General features: G+C 53.1%; 19 protein-coding genes, 1 tRNA gene and 2 pseudogenes. 15 read left to right on the forward strand and 7 right to left on the reverse strand.

Annotated features, from left to right (window positions below; all coding sequences use genetic code 11):
* Positions 1 to 21: 21 nt before the first annotated feature.
* The 6 genes from LF929_RS06205 (at position 22) to LF929_RS06230 (ending at position 5,989) form a co-directional block, all read left to right on the forward strand.
* A complete protein-coding gene (locus tag LF929_RS06205) occupies positions 22 to 864 on the forward strand; it encodes a VOC family protein (protein WP_226092734.1) in 843 nt (280 codons plus the stop codon).
* Between the two features lie 903 nt (positions 865 to 1,767).
* Complete coding sequence (locus LF929_RS06210; RefSeq protein ID WP_210174144.1) at positions 1,768 to 2,430, forward strand: DUF3313 domain-containing protein; 663 nt, start codon at positions 1,768 to 1,770, stop codon at positions 2,428 to 2,430.
* An 86-nt stretch (positions 2,431 to 2,516) separates the two neighbouring features.
* Positions 2,517 to 3,143 (forward strand): paraquat-inducible protein A, encoded by a 627-nt coding sequence (locus LF929_RS06215; protein WP_226092735.1) that lies wholly within the window; start codon positions 2,517 to 2,519, stop codon positions 3,141 to 3,143.
* Positions 3,139 to 3,756, forward strand: coding sequence for a paraquat-inducible protein A (locus tag LF929_RS06220; RefSeq protein ID WP_226092764.1), 618 nt, complete (start codon positions 3,139 to 3,141; stop codon positions 3,754 to 3,756). Before LF929_RS06215 ends, LF929_RS06220 begins: the two co-directional genes overlap by 5 nt.
* Entirely contained in the window at positions 3,753 to 5,387 is a 1,635-nt protein-coding gene (locus LF929_RS06225) for an intermembrane transport protein PqiB (protein ID WP_226092736.1), read from the forward strand. Before LF929_RS06220 ends, LF929_RS06225 begins: the two co-directional genes overlap by 4 nt.
* Positions 5,384 to 5,989, forward strand: coding sequence for a membrane integrity-associated transporter subunit PqiC (locus LF929_RS06230; protein ID WP_038908608.1), 606 nt, complete (start codon positions 5,384 to 5,386; stop codon positions 5,987 to 5,989). Before LF929_RS06225 ends, LF929_RS06230 begins: the two co-directional genes overlap by 4 nt.
* Positions 5,990 to 6,055: 66 nt before the next feature.
* Here the strand turns inward: LF929_RS06230 and LF929_RS06235 are convergent, their stop codons facing one another.
* From LF929_RS06235 to LF929_RS06255, 5 genes and pseudogenes are all read right to left on the reverse strand, one after another.
* On the reverse strand, positions 6,056 to 6,679 hold the full coding sequence (locus LF929_RS06235) for a TetR/AcrR family transcriptional regulator (RefSeq protein WP_038908607.1): 624 nt from the start codon (positions 6,677 to 6,679) through the stop codon (positions 6,056 to 6,058).
* Positions 6,680 to 6,973: 294 nt separating this feature from the next.
* Positions 6,974 to 7,177 (reverse strand): annotated as a pseudogene (locus tag LF929_RS06240) (transposase); the annotation flags it as partial.
* A gap of 345 nt (positions 7,178 to 7,522) precedes the next feature.
* Positions 7,523 to 7,783 (reverse strand): annotated as a pseudogene (locus LF929_RS06245) (PIN domain-containing protein); the annotation flags it as partial.
* Positions 7,784 to 7,804: 21 nt separating this feature from the next.
* Positions 7,805 to 8,266 (reverse strand): helix-turn-helix domain-containing protein, encoded by a 462-nt coding sequence (locus tag LF929_RS06250; protein ID WP_226092737.1) that lies wholly within the window; start codon positions 8,264 to 8,266, stop codon positions 7,805 to 7,807.
* Between the two features lie 375 nt (positions 8,267 to 8,641).
* A tRNA-Arg gene (locus LF929_RS06255) sits at positions 8,642 to 8,718 on the reverse strand.
* Between the two features lie 328 nt (positions 8,719 to 9,046).
* Here LF929_RS06255 and LF929_RS06260 point away from each other — a divergent pair.
* The gene (locus tag LF929_RS06260; protein ID WP_226092738.1) at positions 9,047 to 11,497 is read left to right on the forward strand and encodes a DUF3772 domain-containing protein; all 2,451 of its coding nucleotides are present in this window, start codon (positions 9,047 to 9,049) and stop codon (positions 11,495 to 11,497) included.
* Positions 11,498 to 11,646: 149 nt separating this feature from the next.
* Here the strand turns inward: LF929_RS06260 and LF929_RS06265 are convergent, their stop codons facing one another.
* Positions 11,647 to 12,507: a D-amino-acid transaminase gene (locus LF929_RS06265; protein ID WP_226092739.1), complete on the reverse strand. Its 861-nt coding sequence runs from the start codon at positions 12,505 to 12,507 to the stop codon at positions 11,647 to 11,649.
* A 477-nt stretch (positions 12,508 to 12,984) separates the two neighbouring features.
* Between LF929_RS06265 and alaC the strand changes: the two genes are divergently transcribed.
* Both alaC and outS read left to right on the forward strand, forming a co-directional pair.
* Complete coding sequence (gene alaC / locus LF929_RS06270) at positions 12,985 to 14,223, forward strand: alanine transaminase (protein WP_210174151.1); 1,239 nt, start codon at positions 12,985 to 12,987, stop codon at positions 14,221 to 14,223.
* Between the two features lie 155 nt (positions 14,224 to 14,378).
* Complete coding sequence (gene outS / locus LF929_RS06275) at positions 14,379 to 14,780, forward strand: GspS family T2SS pilot lipoprotein variant OutS (RefSeq protein ID WP_038905095.1); 402 nt, start codon at positions 14,379 to 14,381, stop codon at positions 14,778 to 14,780.
* 35 nt (positions 14,781 to 14,815) lie between these two features.
* On the opposite strand, the gene gspB is transcribed toward outS, so the two are convergent.
* Positions 14,816 to 15,463, reverse strand: coding sequence for a type II secretion system assembly factor GspB (gene gspB / locus LF929_RS06280; RefSeq protein WP_226092740.1), 648 nt, complete (start codon positions 15,461 to 15,463; stop codon positions 14,816 to 14,818).
* 1,105 nt (positions 15,464 to 16,568) lie between these two features.
* Between gspB and gspC the strand changes: the two genes are divergently transcribed.
* From gspC to gspH, 6 genes are read left to right on the forward strand one after another with little or no spacing between them, the layout of a single operon-like run.
* Entirely contained in the window at positions 16,569 to 17,387 is an 819-nt protein-coding gene (gene gspC, locus LF929_RS06285; RefSeq protein WP_038905093.1) for a type II secretion system protein GspC, read from the forward strand.
* A 1-nt stretch (position 17,388) separates the two neighbouring features.
* Positions 17,389 to 19,533: a type II secretion system secretin GspD gene (gspD, locus tag LF929_RS06290; RefSeq protein WP_038908595.1), complete on the forward strand. Its 2,145-nt coding sequence runs from the start codon at positions 17,389 to 17,391 to the stop codon at positions 19,531 to 19,533.
* Complete coding sequence (gene gspE / locus LF929_RS06295; protein WP_038905091.1) at positions 19,530 to 21,026, forward strand: type II secretion system ATPase GspE; 1,497 nt, start codon at positions 19,530 to 19,532, stop codon at positions 21,024 to 21,026. The genes gspD and gspE overlap by 4 nt, the downstream gene beginning before the upstream one ends.
* Position 21,027: 1 nt before the next feature.
* On the forward strand, positions 21,028 to 22,254 hold the full coding sequence (gene gspF / locus LF929_RS06300; protein WP_038905090.1) for a type II secretion system inner membrane protein GspF: 1,227 nt from the start codon (positions 21,028 to 21,030) through the stop codon (positions 22,252 to 22,254).
* A gap of 33 nt (positions 22,255 to 22,287) precedes the next feature.
* Positions 22,288 to 22,749: a type II secretion system major pseudopilin GspG gene (gene gspG, locus LF929_RS06305; protein WP_016941164.1), complete on the forward strand. Its 462-nt coding sequence runs from the start codon at positions 22,288 to 22,290 to the stop codon at positions 22,747 to 22,749.
* A 2-nt stretch (positions 22,750 to 22,751) separates the two neighbouring features.
* The gene (gene gspH, locus LF929_RS06310) at positions 22,752 to 23,291 is read left to right on the forward strand and encodes a type II secretion system minor pseudopilin GspH (protein WP_019844983.1); all 540 of its coding nucleotides are present in this window, start codon (positions 22,752 to 22,754) and stop codon (positions 23,289 to 23,291) included.
* Positions 23,292 to 23,293 lie beyond the last annotated feature (2 nt).

The following is a 23,293-nucleotide window of genomic DNA, read 5'->3' on the forward strand; positions in this document are numbered from 1 at the left end:
AAAGAACAGAAGGAATACACCATGCCGATTATACCGGTTATCGATCACGCGGTGATTAATGTCAATGAAGAGCTGGATCAGGCGCAATACCTGTTCCAGCGGATGGGATTTCAGCTCAGTACGCGGGGACATCATTCGATGGGCTCCAGCAACCATCTGGCCATATTCGCCGATAACTATCTGGAGCTTTTAGGCTATGAGCCTGCCATACGGACAGACTCGCGAGGTTTATGGAACGTTGCACCAGGTCTTGCTGGGCTGGTCTGGAAAACCCAGGATGCGCATGCGGTATGGCAGCACCTCCAGCAATGCCAGCTTGATGGCGAACCGCCGACCCGCTTCTTCCGCCCGGTGATACTGCCGGATGGCAGTCAGACTGAAGCCCGGTTCTGTATCTCGCGGATCCGCGCCAGCGCTGTGGAGTACGGATTCAGTTTTTTCTGCGAACATCAGACGCCGCAAGCCGTCTGGCAGCCCGCCTGGCAAGTACATCCGAATGGCGTGCAGGCGCTGTCCGCATTCGTTATCGCTTCGCCTCAACCTGAACAGACACTGGCGCTGTATCGTCAGTTATTCAGTACGGAGGCCCGCGAGGAGGACAACGGCGGCTATGTGCTTGATTCAGGAAGCTGCTGCCTGCGTATTATCACGCATCAACAGGCAAGCCTGGAGTTCGCTCTGCCACCAGTCGCTGCGCAGGCTCCGGCGAAAATGGTGGCACTCTGTTTTCAGACGACCTCACTGGAGCAGCTCAGGCGCTGCCTTAGTCAGGGCGATATTCAGTGGCGCGAGCAGGACAGCCAGGTGCTAGTGATGCAGCAGCAGGCACAATGGCTGGCGATGCGTTTTGCAGAAAAAGGATAGAGGGGAGGGCTGAAAACGCAGCAAGAGCAGGACGTGGCGTGAATATTCACCTGCGGCTTCTCTTTAAGTATCACCGATTTTAGCCCGGCTGCACGCTCTGGCAGCCGGCAGATCCCGGTACAAATTCAGAGGGCAGCATCCACTTCAGAGGACACCATCCACGATGGCGCTGGCCTGCTCAACTTTTGGCCCGTTCGCTGTCACCGGGGCGAAGCTGAAGCGTTGTACTGGGAAAACGATAAAACCGTGGTCGGTTTTAGTTGACCACTACAGATTTCACCATCAGAACTCAAGCATATGCGACAGCTTGAAGAAGAAAACCTGCGGTTGAAGATGCTGTGCCGATCTGAGCGTCGATAAAGCGATGTTGCAGGATGTCCTCGCAACAAAAAAGAGCTGACACTGGCACGTCTGCGCGAATAGCCCAGGGATTTACAAGCGCACTACGGAGCCAGTGAGGGACCGGTCTGTTTTGCATTGCGGATCAGTCGTAGTTCGTTTCGATACCGTTCTGTTGCCGCTGATGTACGTAAGTGCTTGTAGTCACTCCGTTTCTGTAAATAATTTTCTGCCTGCTTTTCAAGCTGCAATCGTTGGGCCGAAATCCGAGCACAAAAAGCGCATAAGAACCGACTATCGATTTTTTCCATGAGCGTTCAGGAACAAAATCGCTATACGCCATTATTCCTCATTTCTCTCTCAATTTAGATATCTACAGCATTTCTAAAACAGGCAATGTGTTTCTAAGCCTCATCACAAACGTCTTATCGAACAATTTCGTTGACAGGTTTCAGTCCTGCGATCAAAACTAAACTGTACAGTTTATATGTGTGCGAATTTGATGCTTCTTACTGAGGGCATGGCGGTACGCGCGGCCCCTAACCAAAACGAAAGGATGTACTCATGAAGATGTTAAGGCAGGTCAGTGGGGTCATGGTCATCAGTATTGCTTTACTGCTGGCAGGGTGTGCGGGTAATCAGCCGGTGCGCTACAGCGGCATCGACTCTGCTGCAAAGCTTTCGGCAAACACCGATGATAATGCCGAACGCATGCCGTGGCGGTATTCACCGCAGGTCGACTGGCGTAAGTACGACAACATCATCATTGACCCGGTGAAGATTTATCAGGGTAGCGACGGGCAGTTTGACGACATAGCCCAGGTCGACCGGCAGGCTCTTGCCACTCACATGCAGGATGCGTTCAGCAAAGCATTAAGCACGCGCTTTAAAACGGTCGGCACGCCTGCGACCGGAACTTTGCGCCTGAAACTGACGCTGACGGGCGCGGACACCACGCCACAGGTGGTGGGTACAGTCACCAAGTTCGATCTTGCGGGTGGCCCCTACAACATTGTGCAGTCGGTGCGTGGTGGGAGGGGACTGATGAGTGGTTCGGTGGATTACGCCGTTGAAATTTATGACGCCAGCAGTCACGAACTGCTGAAGGCTTACGTTGCTCACCAGTACCCGAATGCCATGAACATCTCTGCCAGTATCGGCTCGCTGAGTGCCGCTGAAGTGGGTATTGAAAAAGGGGCGGAAGAACTGGCGGAGATGCTCCAGTAGCCGTCGTCACCCTATGTACAGCCGGATGCCTTAACCGGAATCGGCTGTGATTTTCCTCGTGCATCACTTCCTGGCGAACCGGCTTTATGAAGATATTCCCGCATCTGACTATCTGCCCGCATTGCGACAGCGTTTACCTGATGTTGCCCTGCGCGCCGGGCGATATTGCGCTCTGTCAACGGTGCTACGCCGTGTTATGGCGTGGTCATCATCGGGTGCTCGGCCATGTACTCCCCCTGATATTGACGGCGGCCATTACCTTGTTCCTCGCCTGTATCTTTCCGATAATGTCCGTTGAATTTTACGGTATGGCGAATGACATCACTCTCTGGAATGCGGCATGGGCGCTGGCAGCAGATGATGGCAACTCTATTATGGCGATCTGTACCGTTTCCCTGCTCATTGTCGCGCCTTTTCTGAAGATAACGCTGACGGCCTGGTTGCTGAGCTTTGCACATTTCGGGCGTGCGGCACCGGCGTTTGTCTTCATCATGAAAGTGCTTAAATTGCTTCATCCTTGGAGCATGGTCGAAGTGGGCGTGCTGGGGTTTCTCGTGGCGGGGATAAAACTCTCGTCACTACTGGACGTCTCTGTGGGACCAGGCGGTTGGGCGCTGGCCATTTCCTGTGTGCTGGTTGTTCTCATCAACAATCACGATTTACGCCCGCTGTGGGATCTGCTTCCTGTTGGGGAGAAGGGCAGTGACCATTGATGTGCCGTTTGCTCGTGAGATGCAAGTGTGTCGCTGCCCCTTATGTGGGCTGGTGTGTTCCGATGACAGGTCGTCTGGTGTGTGGGGGAAATGCCCTCGCTGCCATACGCTGTTGCCCCATCACCAGCATAGCCGTCCGCAGATGAGCTGGGCGCTGTTGTTCACCGCTATGATACTGTATGTGCCCGCCAATCTGTTTCCGGTGATGTCCACCATGCTGCTCGGCCAGGGTAGTGACAGCACCATTCTTTCCGGTGTCGTGGCCTTCTGGCGAAGCGGGTCATGGGGCATCGCGGCGATCATCTTTGTTGCCAGCGTGGTGATTCCTTGTCTGAAGTTTCTCTCACTGAGTGTGCTGCTGTTCTCAACAAGCCGTAAGAGCCGCTGGGCCAGACGCGAACGAGCCCGGCTGTACCGCGTAGTGGAATGGATTGGCTGTTGGTCAATGCTGGATGTCGTGGTGGTGGCCGCGGTGTGTGGCCTGCTCCGGTTTCATACGCTCAGTGAGGCTGAACCCCGGGCCGGCATTTTTTTCTTCGGCTTTGTGGTCATCCTGACCATGCTCTGCGCGCTGAGTTTTGAACCAAAAACATTATGGGAAGATAAGCAATGATGCGTCCTGTTTCGGGTATTCCTCTTTTACATCATGGGCGCTGGCGCACTGCCGTCATCTGGCTACTTCCGGTTGTCGCGCTGGTGATTGCGGTATCGATGGTCATCCAGGCGCGCTTATCTGTCGGGCCGGAAGTGGTTATCGCGTTTCGCAGCGCCACTGGTCTGGAGGCTGGTAAAACCGCCGTGAAATACAAAGATGTCAACGTCGGGCTGGTGAAGGAGATCACGCTCAGCCCCGATAACACGCAGGTACTGGTGCGGGTTTCGCTTGGCAAAAGTGCGCAGAATCTGGCGCGTAGCGATACCCGATTTTGGGTGGTCAGGCCGCGAGTGGGAATGAACGGCGTCAGCGGTATCGATACGCTGCTGTCCGGGGCGTACATAGGCGTGGACAGAGGGCTGTCTGGTGAGAGCCAGTACCGGTTCACCGGGCTGGAAACGCCTCCGTCCATCGTTAACGATATGGAAGGCAGCCAGTTTCTGCTGGAAGCGGACGACCTCGGGTCCCTGGATATTAACTCGCCGGTTTACTATCGCCGCATCCCGGTCGGGCGGATTACCTCTTATCATCTACGTAAAGACGGCAGGGGCATCGACCTGGACATCTTTATTGATGCCCCTTATGACCGCTTGGTCACCGCAGACTCACGGTTCTGGAATGTAAGTGGCGTGGATCTTTCCGTTGGCAGCGACGGTTTTCAACTAAAAACCCAGACCGTTGCTGCCATCATGGCCGGGGGGATTGCGTTCTCCACACTGGAAGAACCCTCTCATGGTGTGCTCCATAAGCAAACACGTTACAAACTGTCACCGGATGAAGAGACCGCGATGGCTCCTGCGGACGGCCCACCGGTGCGCTTTCAGTTACGTTTTGAACACACCCTGCATGGCCTGAATGTGGGGGCACCAGTACAGTTTTCCAGCGTGCGTATTGGGCGTGTTGCCTCCATCGAGCTCGACAACAATGCCGAAGGGTATCGCTTTCCGATTGTGGTGTGCATCGATGTTTATCCTTCGCGAATGGGCAACGTGCTCGAAAAACTCCCGAAACCAACGGGTGACGTTGACCTCAACACCGCTATTTTCACCCGCGAGATGATCGCTAATGGATTACGGGCGCAGGCCATATCCAGTAGCCTGCTGACAGGGCAATTGTACATCTCTCTCGATTTCATCCCGGATGCGCCAAAAGTGAAGTTTGATGTTACAAAACGCCCGGTAGAACTCCCCACTATTAATGGCGGACTGTCCATCCTCCAAGATCAACTCACAGAGATCACTCGCAAAATCAATAAAATGCCGCTCGATGAAATTGGGAGCAACATGAATACCTCGCTGGTAGAACTGACTAAAACGCTACGCATGGTCAACGCCCGGACGCTGCCCGCAGCCAACCGCTTGATGCAACAGGCGCAGCACACAACACAGGACGTGCAAAATCTACTGGCGGAAGATTCCCCGCTGATGGTGACCTTTCTGCAGTCTTTACAGGAAGCAACGCGAACGCTGCGGACCGTGCGCAGCCTGACAAACCAGCTGGACAGACACCCTGAATCATTAATACAGGGGCGAGCAGCGGATGCGGCGCTGGATGACTCTCTTCCACTTAAGCAAGTAGAGCAGCCATGAAAGTCATTTTATCGCTGATCCTCTGCGTCACCAGTGTGCTGGTCGGGTGTGCCTCACCACATGTGCGTTACCACACCCTGGTCAGTTCTGACTCCGTTTCCAACATGGTTGTGCCGCCTGAGTTTGTGATCGACCTGTTGCCTGTTGGCGTTCCGGCACAACTGGATACCCAACAGGTGGTGGTTCGCCAGAGCAACAGTCGTATGGTGGTTCTGGATAACGATCGCTGGTTAAGCCCATTAGGTGATGAGTTGCAAACTGCACTGTCTCTGGGCATGACGCAGCAGCTTAACACCGTGGATGTGGCAGGGCTGGCGCGGGATAATCGCAAACCGGTGGTACGGGTGCTGATACAGGTTCGGCGTTTTGACAACTGGCCCGGCAACGCTGTCAGTCTGTACGCTGAGTGGAGCTTATCCGTTCAGCAGGAAGGAAAAAACCGGCGACTGGTGTGCAGAAGCAACATTACACAGCCGGTTGCCGGAGATTCTGCGCAGATGTTTAGAGCCGGGCAGCAAGTTGTGAAGCGCCTGTCAAACCAGATAGGGCAGGTCGCGACTGACTGGGTGACGAAGGGCAGGGATGCGTGTCGCCTTCACTGATCTGAAGCAGAAAAACCGGGTTCGATGCGGCGAACCCGGTTTTTTATACCTGATTGCACAAGAGGGTTACTCCGTTTTTGTCACTGCACCATTCAGAAAGATTCGCAAGCCATTGGCGACCATTTCACTGACTTTTTCTTCTGAAAAATCAGGCATTTCGCGCAGAAAAAACAAGACCTCGGTTTCTGCTTTGACAAGCGTTGTAAACTGGATGGCACGGAGCATCGGGTTCGCCGGTGCCAGTTCACCCCGTTCCATTGCGGCACTCATTTCCTGCGCTAGCGCTTCCATGCTCTGCCGGATACCGGATTCCAGGAACAGTTGCCCGATATCAGAATGTCCGGCTTCCCCCAGCACCACGCGGTAAATCTGTAATGCCTGGTTGTCGCAGGCCACCACCCGCAGCATATCTTCGCCAAAACGAGTGAGCTTTTGTTCCAGTGTCAGGTGCTGGTATTCCGGTTGTGTTAACCCGTTCGCTGCTTCGGTGAGGAACCGGGCGCTGTAATTGCGCACCACTGTTTCAAACAGCGTTTCTTTTGAGGAGAAGTATTTATAGAGTGTGGCCTTGGAGCCACCGGCGCGTCTGGCCACTTCATCCATGGAGGCACGTTCGTACCCAATCTCAAGGAACACCTCAGCGGCGGCAGCCACGATCGCATCACGGCGCGCCTGCGTTAGTACTTTCATGTTGAACCCCTGGCTGGTTAAAAAGTCATGCTAAAACATAACTATACCGTACGGTACTCACGCCATTATGCCACATAGCAGCCTTAAAGGGGGGACGAATATCGCTTGATGAGCAGCGGTAAGTGAGGTTGCAACGGGACCTGAGTTTTAGTGCATCTACTGCAGTCGTCTTGTCCCGGTGATGGAGAAGGTGATGAATGCTAGCTCGGATGTGCGCTACGGCTTATAAGGCTTATCACACCAGCGTTACCAGACCGGTCAACATTAAGGTCTGCTGACGGAACAGGACATCGGTGCTACGGTTGTTTTATTAAATCCGCGCCGCTCCTTTAACTGGTTAACCCACTGATTCATATAACCATCATTGTTATTCGTGGCACCCCTGACGACAGCGCGGGCACCATGAATAAACAGTGTCCGTAGATGCTTGTCGCCTTTTTTCGTCATATTCATCAGCACCTGCCTGTCGCCACTCGAGTGCTGGCGTGGAACCAGACCCCAGTTGAATCTGCAGCGGACTGGCGAAACGGGAAATATGGAGACAAACCAACTAACATTACTAACTGAAAGTTGTATCAATGCTTTTACGGTTTGAGGCAAGCCTTGCCGAAGTAGCGCTTCAAGGTATTTATCGACTGATTTTGGCGGTTTCCTCATGCAACGGCGCTGTTCACTGACAGCAGATAACACAAGTGCCCGGTTTAAATCGAACAGGTCTATGATGAAGTCATCTGGATGCAAAACTTCAATACCGAAGCTGTTGAGCGACTGATGAGGAAAGTCTTTCAGGTTAAACGTAACAATGATTTCGGCGTTACCGCGAACAGCAGCAGCAACCACATGCCGATCATCGGGGTCTGGAAGAATGATGCCCGGAATGAGCGATTCAAACCCTGTGAGCAGCGCATCAGGAAGCGCCTTATTCAGCAGTTCACTGATTCGCAAGACATTCTCGGGCAATAGATCAGATCTATTTGCCAATAAATTTCGTTTCCACTCATCCTCTATGACGACGGTCCATTTAGGCTGGTACAACCCTGTCAGCCCTAAGCGAATTAAGAGATCCCGCAGGAGAGATGGATAAATGACACTCGCATCTAACACGACAGGATAAGGTGTGTGTCATTAGTAAAGTCCAGGCTCCTGGCTATGGTCGGTCAGCTCCTGCATTGCGCTACGGCTTTCATTATCCCGCTGGCGTTTATATTCCATCAGGTTCGCGAAAAGCACGCGACGGTGGCGACCGGTTTTATGAAAAGGCAATTTCCCCTCTTCCAACAGTTTCACCATATGGGGACGTGAGACGTTGAGAATGTTAGCCGCTTCCTGCGTGGTTAATTCTGCATGTACAGGAACAACCTGAACCGCATTTCCCATAACCAGTTCACCTAGAATTGACATCAGCAGCTTCAGTGAAGATGTTGGCAATTCGATCTGGCGGGTGTTGTTTTCGGCGTCCTGAATCAAGATTTTTTGTGTTTCCACCTTTGTGGAGAGATAGGCAGCAAGCTCCCTTTGCCCGCGAACTGCTGTCTCAATCTCATTTGGAGCCGGAAGACTCAGGCTATCAGGAATTGAGTGTGTCATTGTTGGTATTCCATTTTCAGTGCATCAGTCAGCCAATTAGCGATTACGCTTTCAGCTTGAATGATGCCAAAAGCAGTTTAAGGTAGATCATACGAAATAAACGAAAAATGCGAAATAAACGAAAAGACGCTATTGTTGTACAGTTCTGCGTAAAAGCCTCATACGGCTTATTGGCTAAACCAGTTCTCTACACGCAGGCCCGGCATGCGTTCAGACCAAACAATAGAGCAGGAGCGTTTACCGGAGCTGGGGAAGCCCACTGCCGCTTTGGTCGCACTATAGAATGTCACATCACCGTGAATCGCAATGACACCCGTTAGAGCACCTGTGAGAATTGTGTATTTAGGGATTATTAATATGAGTGATTGATTTGAATGGTACGCCCTACAGGATTCGAACCTGTGACCTACGGCTTAGAAGGCCGTTGCTCTATCCAACTGAGCTAAGGGCGCCTTGATGACATACAGTCGCTTGGCGATGTGGGCTGGATTATACCGGGCATCACTGATGAGTCAATGAATTGGCGCGCGATTCGGGTCGGTCGGCGAATCCCTGAACAACTGTCGTATTATCCCTTGTTATTGTTGCAAATCACGTCAGCATATCGCGAGTGTTCTCGCACGTTGAGCAGTTTCGGCGATATCTGTTTGAGTTTTACCTTCATTGCTGAGTAAGTTAGTAGCCACCTGCCTGCAGAGTGACGTGGGTTCTTATTTTATAGGCAACCGGTATGGGGTGTGCTGTACCGGCTGTCGACAGTATCAAGGGTACATTGAGTGTATGCGTAAAAGGCTATTCGGGGTTTATGGAGTGATGCTGCTGATGGCGTTGTTTGCCTTCAGTTCCGTGAGTATGGCGGCGACAGACCCGGTATCAGATGGGCAGGGGGATGCCGTAGAAAAAGTGAATGTGGATACCGAACTGGTGAAGTTGCAAAAACAGCTCGATGGTATCAAACAACAGGTTTCCGGCACGACCACTGACGCCAGGCTCAATGCGCTTAACGATACCACGCTGGAATTGGTGACCAGTGCGGATAAGCTCGCGGGTGTTATTGCACCGATGCGTGCTCAGTTGCAGGCTCAACTTGATGTGTTAGGGCCAGCGCCTGCGCCACAGGCTGCGGTGAGTGAAACGGCGGAGGTGACGCGTAAACGCGCTTCGCTTAATCAACAAAAACAAAAACTGGATACGCAGGCGAATCAGGTTCAGTCGATAAAAACCGGTGCTGAGAACCTGTCGACGCAGATTCTGGCATTACGCCGCAATGTGCTGAAAAGTCAGCTGGCGCTCAATTCCGGCAGTATTCTTGGCAGCCGATTTTGGTCACCCATAATCAAGCCGTTGCAGGAGGATATGGAGCGTTTATCCGACTTGAGAGATGACCTGGGTGAAGCGTTTAGCGCAGCCTGGCAACCTGAGTGGCGTTATGGTTCGGCGTTTTTCCTGTTGCTGGCGATAGCGCTGGGTACGGTCGGCCGAAAGCTGCTGGAGAAATATCTGGCGCGCGCGGGAATTCATCTTTTGCCGGAAGGCCGCCTGAGACGCAGTTTCCTGGCTATCGCAGTGGTGTTTTCCACGGTGCTGACGATGGGGCTGGCCATTCTGTTGGTGGATTATGTGTTCACCCGTCATGGCGATGTGACCGATCGCGCGGAAGGCTTCATGGAAGGATTGGTGCGGCTGGTTGTGTTCTGCTCGATGATTTCCGCACTCGGACGCGCTTTTCTCTCCAATAAACGCCCATCGTGGCGATTACCGGCGATGGCTAACCCGGTGGCGAAGGCGATGGAGCCGTTCTCGATTATTGCCACCAGTTTGATCGTTATTTTTGGTGTGATTGAACAGATTAACACGGTTAGCGGCATTTCTGTGGGGGTGACGGTCGTGGGCAACGGCCTGTCGTCACTGTTTCTGGCGCTGGCGTTTTGGGCCATTGCCTTACGCAGCGATCAGATTCGGCGGCGTATGGTAGAGGCTGGTGAAACACCAGAAGCACGCTCTACGCTGGCGGGATTGGTTCATCTGGCTGTGTTGTTAACGACGCTGGCGGTGCTGGTGTCGCTGTTGATTGGCTATATCTCGCTGGCTCGCTTCCTGACGTATGAGCTGGTATGGGTTGGCATGGTGTTATCGCTGCTGTATCTGATGACGACCTTTGTGGAAGATGTGTGCGAGAGCGTGTTTTCACCCGCATTCGCCTGTGGCCGACAGATTAAGCGAACACTGAATCTGGATGATCGCCATCTGGATCAGGCGGCGACTGTTTTGTCAGCCGGGTTGAAAGTCATGCTGATTTTGATGGCGATTGTGGCATTGATGAATGGCACCTTTGGCTCTACGACACCGGTTGAGCTGGTGCAGAAAGTCGTCGAAATCTGGGGCGGCAAAGGGCTGGAGTCTATCAGCATCGTACCTGCCCATCTGGTCAATGCCATTATCCTGCTGGTGATTGGTATTTATAGCCTGCGGGTGTCTCGCCGTTGGCTGGAGCATGATTTTTTCCCGAAAACGATGCTCGAAGCCGGTATCAAGGCGTCACTGGTAACGTTGTATTCCAATATTGGCTACATCCTGATTATTCTGCTGACACTGGCGACGCTTGGCATCGAGTGGAGCAAGCTGGCCTGGATTGTCAGTGCGTTATCCGTCGGTATCGGGTTCGGTTTGCAGGAAATCGTGAAGAACTTTATTTCCGGGTTGATCCTGCTGACGGAGCGGCCGGTCAAAGTGGGGGATTTGGTCAACATCAGTGGCGTCGAAGGGGATATTCGGCGTATTAATGTGCGTGCGACGGAAATTCAGTTGGGAGATCGTTCTACCGTGATTGTGCCGAACTCTCAGTTTATTTCGCAGAATGTCCGCAATATTACGATGGGTAACCCACACGGTGTCGCCACACTGGCACTCACTTTCCCGCTGGATATCGATCCAGAAATGGTCAGACGTATTCTGCTCGATGCTTACCACGAACATGAAAAAATTCTGGACACCCCAACACCGTCTGTCATATTCAGCCAGTTGACGCCAAACGGTATGGTGCTCAGTGTCACCGGCTATGTCGGTAGTCCACGCATGGTATCGTCAGCCAAGAGTGACCTGTTGTTCGACATCATCAAGCGCCTGAGAGCCGAGAATATCCCGCTGGCCGTGCCGCAAAAAATGGTGCTGGAAAGCAACGTGGATATTTCCTCGCTACAAACAGACGCGTTACCGCTACCCAGACAGTAACGCACTGGGGAGTAGGCACGTAAGGGAATGCAGGGTGAGACAGTATTGTGACTTCGGTATCTTAGGGTAAACGGTAGGCGTCTTGTCGTAATCGTAACAAACCGGCACTTCGCTTCAGTCGGGGCCGGTTTGTCAGACGGATGGGGTGGTTAACGGGTTTGGGCGTGTGCCATCGCAATGTAGATGTCACGCAGGCGGCGAGTGACAGGCCCAGGTTTGCCGTCGCCGACCTGCCGACCATCGATGTTCACCACAGGTAACACGAAGGATGTGGCTGAGGTGATAAATATTTCCCGTGCCTGCCTGGCTTCTTCCGGTGTGAATGGCCGTTCTTCTACCTTGATCTGCTGCTGTTTGGCCAGAGCGAGCAGTGACTGGCGGGTAATACCGTGCAGGATATCGTGACTCAGCGGACGAGTAACCACGGTATTGTCATCCAGCACAATGTAGCAGTTGCAGGAGGTACCTTCGGTGACAAAGCCGTTTTCAACGAGCAGGGCATCATCTGCCTGATGGGCGTGCGCATACTCTTTAGCCATACAGGCCGCCAGTAAACTGACCGTTTTAATATCGCGACGGTGCCAGCGAATATCCGGGCAGGTCACCACCGAGAGCCCGGTTTCCGCTTTGGGGTGGGCGATAATAGGGCGAGCCTGGGTGAATAACACCAGCGTTGGTTTGACATCCGCCGACGGAAAGTAGAAATCGCGATCACCGCCATTGCCGCGGCTGAGTTGAAGGTAAATTGAGCCTTCCTGTAGGTGATTTCGTTCGATCAACTGTTGGTGGATGGTTTTCAGGTCATCATCCGACACGGGCAGCGACAAGGAAAGCTCGCGACAAGAGCGCTGTAGCCGCACCAGATGTGCATCCATGTCGACCAATCCGCCATTAATCACCGATGTCACTTCATACACTGCATCAGCAAACAGAAAACCACGATCGAATACCGAAATGGTGGCCTGGGATTCCGGCAGATACTGACCATCAACATAAACCGTACGCTGCATGACAACACTCCTTAATGATGTCGGGCAAAACCATGTCATAACGCCGTATTTGCCGTACTGGAAACACGACGGCTTCAGGCATGTGGGAAAATTTTAGGAATCGGACGGGCAGTTCTGCCAGCGGCAGTCTGAGGCATCAGGAACAAAGATTGTCGCGCGTCGTAACCGCGCATAAAGATACTGATTTCCCTTACTGGGTGAAAGGGTGTTGCCGCAGTCTTTCATAGGAAAAAGATATGCTGTGGGTGTCGATGGTGTTGGCGTGTCCAATACTCATCGGTGGTGAATGTCGTCGAAATAGGGGGGGAACGGAAATAGCCGGAAAAATCGCCGGATAAATCACACCTGCGCGGGGAAAAAAATAATTATCTGTCGCTATCGACAGCCTGGGTTAACTGGGATAGGGTGAGTAACTGCCCGTCTCACGGGCCTGCGTCGCTCGGACGGTCCGGGCGCTCACGTTATCCTGAGGATTCTATGGCTGATTCTACTTCTCAGCGCCATTTTGCGCGCATCGATCGTCTCCCACCTTACGTTTTTAATATCACGGCTGAATTGAAGATGGCTGCGCGTCGTCGCGGCGAGGACATTATTGATTTCAGTATGGGCAATCCAGACGGCCCGACACCACCGCATATTGTCGAAAAACTGTGTACGGTGGCCCAGCGTGAAGACACCCACGGCTATTCCACATCACGGGGTATCCCGCGGTTGCGTCGGGCGATTTCCCGCTGGTATGCCGAGCGTTATCAGGTCGAGATTGATCCCGAAAGTGAAGCGATAGTCACAATCGGTTCCAAAGAAGGGCTGGCACATTTGATGCTAGCGACGCTGGATCATGGCGACACCGTACTGGTGCCGAACCCCAGTTATCCGATTCATATTTATGGTGCGGTTATTGCCGGTGCGCAGGTGCGCTCAGTGCCGTTGATCGAGGGTATCGATTTCTTCAACGAGCTGGAGCGTGCCATCCGTGAAAGTATTCCCAAACCTAAAATGATGATTTTAGGTTTTCCGTCTAACCCGACAGCGCAGTGCGTTGAGCTGGATTTCTTTGAGCGGGTCGTGGCGTTGGCCAAACAGTATGGGGTATTGGTGGTACACGACCTGGCGTACGCCGATATCGTTTACGATGGCTGGAAAGCGCCGTCAATCATGCAGGTGCCGGGTGCTAAAGAGATAGCGGTAGAGTTCTTTACGCTGTCAAAAAGCTACAACATGGCAGGCTGGCGTATCGGTTTCATGGTGGGTAACCCGGAGCTGGTGAATGCACTGGCGCGAATCAAAAGTTATCACGACTATGGCACCTTCACCCCGTTACAGGTAGCGGCGATCGCCGCACTGGAAGGGGATCAGCAATGTGTGCGCGATATTGCCGAGCAGTATCGCCAGCGCCGTAATGTGCTGGTGCGTGGTCTGCATGAAGCCGGTTGGATGGTGGATGAGCCTAAAGCCTCAATGTATGTCTGGGCGAAAATCCCGGATGCGTACACGCATTTAGGATCGCTGGAGTTCGCCAAACGATTACTGGCGGAGGCGAAAGTGTGTGTCTCTCCCGGCATTGGGTTCGGTGATTACGGCGATACGCATGTGCGTTTTGCCTTGATCGAAAATCAGGACCGTATTCGACAGGCGGTGCGTGGTATCAAAGCCATGTTCCGTGCCGATGGCATATTGCCCGCCGCTAACGCGTTGTCCGGCAATAAGAAAGGGTGATAAGCCTGCCCTGGCTTGCAGAAATATTTTTCTGATGGTTTGATCACGCCGTCCTTTGTCGCCACTTGTGGCGGCAAAGGGATAATGGTTTGCTAGGCAGGTGCCCATGTCGGGCATCCCAGAGATGGAACTTAATCAATAAGACGAGTTGAGTCATGCATGTATCTTCGTTAAAAGTGGTGCTTTTCGGTATCTGTTGTCTGAGTCTGGCGGCCTGTCAAACGTCCGCGCCGGTGAAAAACACGGCGTCTCGCAGTACAACCAGCCTGTCGGTTAATGAACAAGTCAGCCAACTGGCGTCATTGGTGGCGGCCAGTAAATACCTGCGGGTGCAGTGTGAGCGCAGTGACTTGCCGGATGACAGCGTGATCCTGAAAACGGCAATGAAGGTGGCGGCGCAAAAAGGTTGGGATACGACCCGCTATCAATCGTTGCCGCAACTGAGTGAAAACCTGTATCAGGGGCTGCTAAAAGATGGTACGCCCAAAGCCACACAGTGCTCGTCGTTCAACCGCACGATGACGCCATTCCTTGACACCATGCGTACCGTCCGCTGATGAGGCAAGCAACTGCCTGATGTGCAGTTGCTGCACTATTTTTTCGTGGTCCTGATGGTTTTTTCCGGTTTCGACGTTGTTTTCGGCACTGAATCTTCGCTGGCATCACTTCCTGGTTTCCCGCCGGGCCAATCCTGCAATGAATCCAGAATAAACGGCTCGCCATCGAAGCTGAATATCACCATATCCTGTTCAATCTGCTCGATAATTAGCCCTGGATACGGGGTGTCGCCTTCCCGATAACGCTCTCCGTTCAGGGTGACGCTGCGTTTGTCCGGGTCGGAGGTATAAACGTGGGCGCTGAAGGCGATAGAGGGTAATTCGCCGGGTTGCGCGGTTTGCCAATGGGCTGGCGATTTTTGCGCTTTCGTTTCTCCTGCGATATCAGTCGGTTCAGCTGAGGTGTCCTGATGATTCACGGCTGTCTGTGCCGGAGGAGGCGCGGTAGCCTCGGTTGGCTTGTCATGGGGATGTGTTGCAAGCGCCGGTGAAGGTGCTGGCGAAGCGGCGATCGCTTCCATAGGCGTTGATGGAGAGTGGATGTCCACCCAGTGCTGATGACCAAACCACCCCAGCGTGAACAGCAGCAGTGCGTAAACCGCTAGCAAGTAACCGGGAATGCGGTAGCCTGTTTGGGACGAGGTTGACTGGGTCGATGATGTTACTTCCGGTGTATTTTTCACGTCTTACCTCAACGGTTATGTAGCCTGACGCTCTTTTGTGAATCCATCTGACAGACCTTGGTAGGAATGCGGATGCCTTATTTTCCTGGGAATGAAAAGGAATAATCAACGCTTCATCCCAGTTATGTGACCTGAATGCCATTTCAACAACATTCTATTACGCTGCTCATTAATGCCGGTAAAAATTTGAGGCTAGTCGCAAAAAAAATGCAGGAATATGTTTTAATGAAACGGTGTTTTACCATCATGATGGTGTTGTTTCTTTTTTTGTACACAAAAGAATCACAGGCAGCAGATAGAGTATAAGAAACCTAAATGACGTCAGGTGATTAAATAATCCGACGTATTTGGCGATGGACCGAATAGCAGGAAGAGAATCAGGGGCAATAAGGCGGTTCATCAAAGGTTTAGCGGAAAATGAATCTCTCACGTGATCGCTTTTTTTAGATAAAAAGACGAGATGTCATTGGCGATAAAAGTCATTTCTGCAAGAAAATTGTATTTTTGTATCAGTCAGCAATCTTAGTCATGACATGAAATGAGTATGTCAATAAAATACGATTCTTTTACAAGACAGAATATTTCTACGTGTTTAAGCGATTTCGGTAATACTTGTATGACCAATGATATCGAGTAGTGACTGAAACAGGGTAGAAAAATGGTTGCTGACTGGAGGATTGTCTTGTCATTAACCTGGGTTATATTGTTGAAGATTTTAGTGCGACCCGGCACGGTAGTACAACGTGTCACTCGCCTGGCATAACAGGAAACAGGATGCCTGTCAGCCAGCAACACGACTGTAGACAGGTGTCGCGTAAGCGCGGCGTAATGGTGAAAAACGCATAAAAATGCTCAAGGCATGAATGCCACCATGTGACCGTGTGGCCTTTGCGGCAAACCAGTTTGAACACACATCGTTACCTGTATGGGTGAGGTCTGGCCCGCAGGTAGTAAAACGACAACCAACGCAGAAGCGCTGTTTTTCAGAAGTTGCATCCATTTCACATGGATGCCATGCCGTTAAACATGGCGCTGTATGGCCCTTATTCCACGTTTGCGAACGTGGCAAGGATAATCGGCGAACACATAGGGATACTGTTTGCAGATGAATATCTCGACACTGCCACCGTTATCTCCGTCTGTTATCAGACGGATTTTGTTTTATCTGTTAATGCTGCTCATTTGTCAGCAACTGGCGATGATTTTCTGGCGCATCGGTTTGCCAGAGAATACGCCGGTCGCCAGTGTGCAGATCACACCGGCTCAAGCTCGTCAGCAGCCTGTTACCCTGAATGACTTCACGCTGTTCGGCGTTTCTCCCGAAAAAAATCGTGCGGGCGCGTTGGATGCATCGCAAATGAGCAATCTTCCCCCTTCTACGCTGAATCTTTCGCTGACCGGTGTGATGGCGGGTGACGATGCGTCCCGATCTATCGCCATTATTAGCAAAGACAACGAGCAGTTTAGTCGCGGCGTCAATGAAGAGGTCCCCGGTTATAACGCCAAAATCGTGTCAATCCAGCCGGATAAAGTGGTGTTGCAGTATCAGGGACGTTATGAGGTGCTGGGGTTGTATGGTCAGGAAGAGACCGGTGCGGACGGCGTCCCCGGTGCGCAGGTGAATGAGCAGCTTCAGCAGCGTGCTTCCACCGCCATGAGTGATTACGTATCGTTCTCGCCGGTGATGAACAGCAACAAACTGCAAGGATACCGGTTGAATCCCGGGCCGAAAAGCGACTCATTCTACCGTGTTGGACTTCAGGATAACGATATGGCCGTTGCCCTGAATGGGCTGGATTTGCGTGACGAAGAACAGGCGAAAAAGGCCATGGAACGTATGGCCGATGTGCATAACTTTACCCTGACGATTGAGCGGGATGGGCAGCGTCAGGATATTTATATGGAATTTGGGGGAGACGAGTAACGTGCTTGGCAAAGGGATAAAAAAAAGCTTGGGGTGGCTGGGGCTAACCGTTCTCCTGCTTGGCTCGCCGTGTGGCTGGGCCGCTGAATTTTCAGCCAGTTTTAAAGGAACTGATATTCAGGAGTTCATCAATACGGTCAGTAAAAACCTGAACAAAACGGTCATTATTGACCCAACAGTGCGCGGCACGATCAGTGTGCGCAGTTATGACATGATGAACGAGGAGCAGTACTACCAGTTTTTCCTCAGTGTACTGGATGTTTATGGCTTTTCAGTCGTGCCGATGGATAACGGCGTCTTGAAAGTCATCCGCTCTAAAGATGCCAAATCGTCGTCGATTCCGCTGGCGAATAACGAACAGCCCGGTGTGGGCGATGAACTGGTTACACGTGTGGTGCCGCTCAATAATGTGGCCGCTCGCGATCTGGCACCGTTACTGCGCCAACTTAACGATAACGCGGGTGCCGGTACGGTGGTGCATTATGAACCGTCCAACGTGCTGTTGATGACCGGGCGAGCTGCGGTTATCAAACGGTTGGTGGATATCGTCAATACTGTGGATAAAACCGGCGATCGTGAAATGATCACCGTGCCGTTGACCTACGCATCAGCGGACGATGTGGCCAAACTGGTGAACGATCTCAACAAAACGGATGAGAAGAATTCGTTGCCCAGCACCATGCTGGCGAATGTGGTGGCGGATAGCCGGACCAACTCGGTGGTGGTCAGTGGTGAAGAAAATGCCCGCCAGCGTGCGGTAGAGATGATCCGACAGTTGGATCGCAAACAGGTGGTGCAGGGCGGCACCAAAGTTATCTACCTCAAGTACGCCAAAGCGTTGGATCTGATTGAAGTGCTGGCCGGTAACGGAACCAGCGGGAGTCGCAATTCATCATCGAACAATTCGTCTTCTTCGCGCTCAGGCAGCGGCACCAACAGCAACGGTAATCTCAGTTCGTCTAATAATTCCTCCAACTCGTCATCTTCTTCCTCATCATCGTCGTCTTCATCCAGCTCCAGTATGGGGTTTGGTTCTGCGTTTGGTTCAACCAACAGCTCTGGTGGACGCACGATTATGATTCAGGGGAAAGAGGTGACGGTGCGCGCCCATGATCAGACCAACTCACTGATCATCACCGCGCCGCCCGATATCATGCGGGACCTGGAACAGGTGATTAACCAATTGGATATTCGTCGGCCTCAGGTATTGGTAGAAGCGATCATCGCTGAGATTCAGGATGCTGATGGGCTGAACCTGGGGATTCAGTGGGCCAATAATCGCGCCGGGATGACCCAATTCACCAATACCGGCATACCGATTTCAACGGCGGTGATCGGCACCGATCAGTTTCGTAAAGATGGAACACTGACCACGGCCTATGCCAGCGCACTCGGTAGCTTCAACGGTATTACCGCCGGTTTTTATCGTGGTAACTGGTCGATGCTGATGACCGCGCTGTCCAGCGACAGTAAAAACGATGTGCTGGCGACACCCAGCATTGTGACGCTGGATAACATGGAAGCGACCTTCAATGTCGGTCAGGAAGTGCCGGTATTGACCGGATCGCAAACCACGGTGGGTTCAGGAAACAACATTTTTAATACCGTCGAGCGTAAGACCGTCGGTATCAAACTGCGCGTCAAACCGCAGATCAACGAAGGCGATTCGGTGTTGCTGCAAATTGAGCAGGAAGTGTCCAGCGTGGCGGACAGCAGCAGTAGCGCCAACAGTTCTCTGGGGGTGACCTTTAATACCCGAACGGTGAATAACGCGGTCATGGTCAGCAATGGCGAAACGGTGGTCGTCGGCGGCTTACTCGATAAATCGACCGATGAAAACAACAGCAAAGTGCCTTTGTTGGGCGATATTCCGGTGCTGGGCAATTTGTTCCGTTCGAAGAGCCAGAGCGTGAAAAAACGTAATCTGATGCTGTTTTTACGACCGACCATCATCCGTGACCCGAAACAATTTCAGGATGCGTCAATCACTAAATACCGCAGTTTTAACAACGAACAGCAACAGCAGCGCGGTGAAGGCAGCAGTGTGCTGGATAGCAACACGGTGCGTTTACCCGGTGGCAACACCTACACCTTCCGACAGGTGCAGTCATCCATCGCCGCGTTTTATCAGCCGGAGGGGCGATGAGCGCTCAGCCCGCCCACACGTCTGACTTACGGCCTGTACTGCCGTTTGCGTTTGCCCGGTCACAGCAAATTCTGTTGCTGCAAGATGAGTCGGCAACCGTCGCCGAGGCGGTTTGTGTACCCGGCACCTCGGCTCTGGCGTTACTGGAGGCTCGCCGGGTCGCCGGGGTGGCGTTGGCGGTCAGTCAGGTCAGCCCTGAAGAGTTTGAGCGGCAACTGGTTATGCGTTATCAGCGCGATTCTGAAGAAGCACGACGCCTGATGGAGGACATCGGTAACGATATCGATTTCTACACCTTGGCCGAAGAGCTGCCGGATAGCGATGACTTACTCGATGCTGACGACGACGCACCGATTATTCGGTTGATCAACGCCATGCTCACGGAGGGCATCAAACACAAGGCGTCGGATATCCATATCGAGACGTTTGAGCGCCACCTGCTGATCCGTTTTCGTATTGATGGTGTGTTGCGGGAGATTTTGCGCCCGCAGCGCCAACTGGCGTCATTACTGGTATCGCGTATCAAAGTCATGGCCAAGCTGGATATTGCCGAAAAGCGCGTCCCGCAGGATGGACGTATGGCATTGCGCATTGGCGGCCGTGCTATCGATGTGCGTGTCTCGACCCTGCCTTCTAACTATGGCGAACGCGTAGTGTTGCGTTTGCTCGATAAAAACAGCGTGCGGTTGGATCTGGAAACACTGGGGATGGCGGAACATAACCGTCGTCAGTTGGATACGTTGATCCACCGTCCGCACGGCATCATTCTGGTTACCGGCCCTACCGGCTCGGGGAAAAGTACCACCCTGTATGCCGCCTTGAGTCGACTCAACTCTGCCGAGCGCAACATCATGACGGTGGAAGACCCGATTGAATATGAACTGGAGGGCATTGGTCAGACCCAGGTGAACCCCAAGGTTGATATGACGTTCGCCCGTGGTTTGCGTGCCATTTTGCGTCAGGACCCGGACGTGGTGTTGGTAGGGGAAATTCGTGACGGTGAAACGGCACAAATTGCGGTGCAAGCGTCACTAACCGGGCATCTGGTGTTATCTACCCTGCATACCAATAGCGCGCTGGGGGCGTTGTCCCGCTTGCAGGATATGGGAATTGAACCGTTTCTGCTGTCAACGTCGCTACTGGGTGTGCTCGCACAGCGGCTGGTGCGTACACTCTGCCCGTCATGCCGTCAGCCCTATGCCGTCGATGAGGAACAGGCAAAACAGACCGGACTGGCGGTGGGAACCACACTCTACCATCCCGGTGGGTGCGAGAAGTGTAACTACAGTGGCTATCGTGGTCGTACCGGTATCCATGAACTGTTGCTGATTGATGACACGGTGCGCACGGCGATTCATCGCGGCGAAAGTGAATTGGGCATTGCCCGGATGCTCGGCGATGGGCGAATCACGATTCGTCAGGATGGTATGGACAAAGTGCTGGCAGGCATCACCACCTGGGAAGAAGTGGTGCGTGTAACGAAAGAGGAATGACATGGCGCTGTTCCAGTATCAGGCATTGAATGCCCAGGGAAAGAAAAGTCAGGGTATGCAGGAGGCGGACTCTGCGCGTCATGCACGCCAACTGCTGCGTGAGAAAGGACTGGTACCGGTCAACATTGAGGAGCAGCGCGGCGAAGCCGCTCCTCGCAGTGGTTTTTCGCTGTCGTTGCGCCGTTCCCACCGTATCAGCGCCAGCGATCTGGCCTTGCTGACCCGGCAACTGGCGACACTGGTTGCGGCGGCGTTACCGTTGGAAGAAGCACTCGACGCGGTGGCGAAGCAGAGCGAAAAACCGAAGCTCAGCGCCCTGATGGCGGCGGTGCGCGCCAAAGTGGTGGAAGGGCATTCACTGGCTGAAGCGATGGGGAATTTCCCCGGCAGTTTTGAGCGGCTGTACTGCGCTATGGTGGCGGCGGGCGAAGCCTCGGGTCATCTGGATGCGGTGTTAAATCGACTGGCGGATTACACCGAACAGCGTCAACAGATGCGTAGCCGTATTCAGCAGGCGATGATTTACCCTTGCGTGTTGACCCTGGTGGCGATTTCGGTGGTGTCTATCCTGTTGTCTGCCGTGGTGCCTAAAGTGGTCGAGCAGTTTATTCACATGAAACAGACGCTACCGTTGTCCACCCGGTTACTGATGAGCGTCAGCGATGCGGTGAGAACCTACGGGCCCTGGGTGGTGTTATTGCTGATTCTGGCGGTCATGGGGTTACGCGTGTTATTGCGTAATGAGAAGCACCGTCTGGCGTTCCACCGACGTTTACTGTTTTTGCCTGTCATTGGGCGGGTTGCCCGTGGTCTTAACACCGCCCGCTACGCACGCACATTAAGTATTTTGAATTCCAGCGCGGTGCCGCTATTGCAGGCGATGCGTATCAGCGGCGATGTCCTGACCAACGATTATGCCCGCTTCCGGCTGGGGCAGGCGACTGACGCTGTACGCGAAGGGGTGAGCCTGCACAAAGCGTTGGAGCAGACATCGCTGTTCCCACCGATGATGCGCCACATGATCGCCAGCGGCGAACGCAGCGGCGAACTTGATGGCATGCTGACTCGCGCCGCGGATAACCAGGATCGTGAATTCAGCGCCCAGATGACACTGGCGCTGGGGCTGTTTGAGCCGCTACTGGTGGTGAGTATGGCTGGCATTGTGCTGTTCATCGTGCTGGCTATTCTCCAGCCGATTTTGCAGTTGAATACCCTAATGAGTATGTAGCGAAGATTGATACGTTAATGAGGTAACAAAGAGATGGAACGACGTCAGCGAGGTTTTACCCTGTTGGAAATCATGGTGGTCATCGTCATTCTTGGCGTACTGGCCAGTCTGGTTGTCCCGAACCTGATGGGCAACAAAGAAAAAGCCGACAAGCAGAAAGCCGTCAGCGACATAGTGGCGCTGGAGAGCGCACTGGACATGTACAAACTGGATAACAGCCGTTACCCGACAACCGAACAAGGGCTGGGCGCGTTGGTGAAAAAACCGACCACGCCGCCGGAACCACGAAACTACCCGCAGGATGGATATATTCGCCGTTTACCGCAAGACCCGTGGGGAGCCGACTACCAACTGGTTAGCCCAGGTCGCCACGGCAAAATAGACGTGTTCTCCTACGGCCCGGATGGCATGCCGGATACCGATGACGACATTGGCAACTGGAATGTCGGCAATGGTGCGCACAATAACGGTAACAACGGCAACGGGAACCCCTGATTGTGCGCCAGCGGGGATTCACGCTGCTGGAAATCATGCTGGTGGTGTTGCTGGCTGGCATTGCCGCCACACTGGTCATGATGGCGATCCCTGCGCCCAAGCAGCAGGATAGCGGCTGGCAGATAGCCCGCTTTAAAGCACAACTGCAATACGCGGTGGAGGACAGCCAGATGAATGACCATATTCTGGGGATTTATCTGCAGCCTCACCGCTGGCAATACGCACTGTTGCAGCGTCAGGTCGTGGAGAATTCGCCAGAAGATCAACAACGTCTGCGCTATGTCTGGGTACCGTGGCAGCCGTACCGCCTGTCTTCACCCAGCGAACTGCCGGCTAGCTTTCAAATTGAACTGTCTACGCAGGCAGGGGCAGCGGGTGATGGTGCCGGTTTTTCGCCAGGCAATGGCGACCCGCATATCCTGATTCTGCCGGGCGGCGAAGTGACGCCTTTTCGTCTGACGTTGCGTAACGGTAATGACTCTGCCTGGCTACAGGTTGATACCAACGGTCAGCTACATACGTCGTCGGAAGCGGAGCGCTAAGG

This window comes from Dickeya oryzae, assembly GCF_020406815.2.
Taxonomy (GTDB): Bacteria; Pseudomonadota; Gammaproteobacteria; order Enterobacterales; family Enterobacteriaceae; genus Dickeya; species Dickeya oryzae.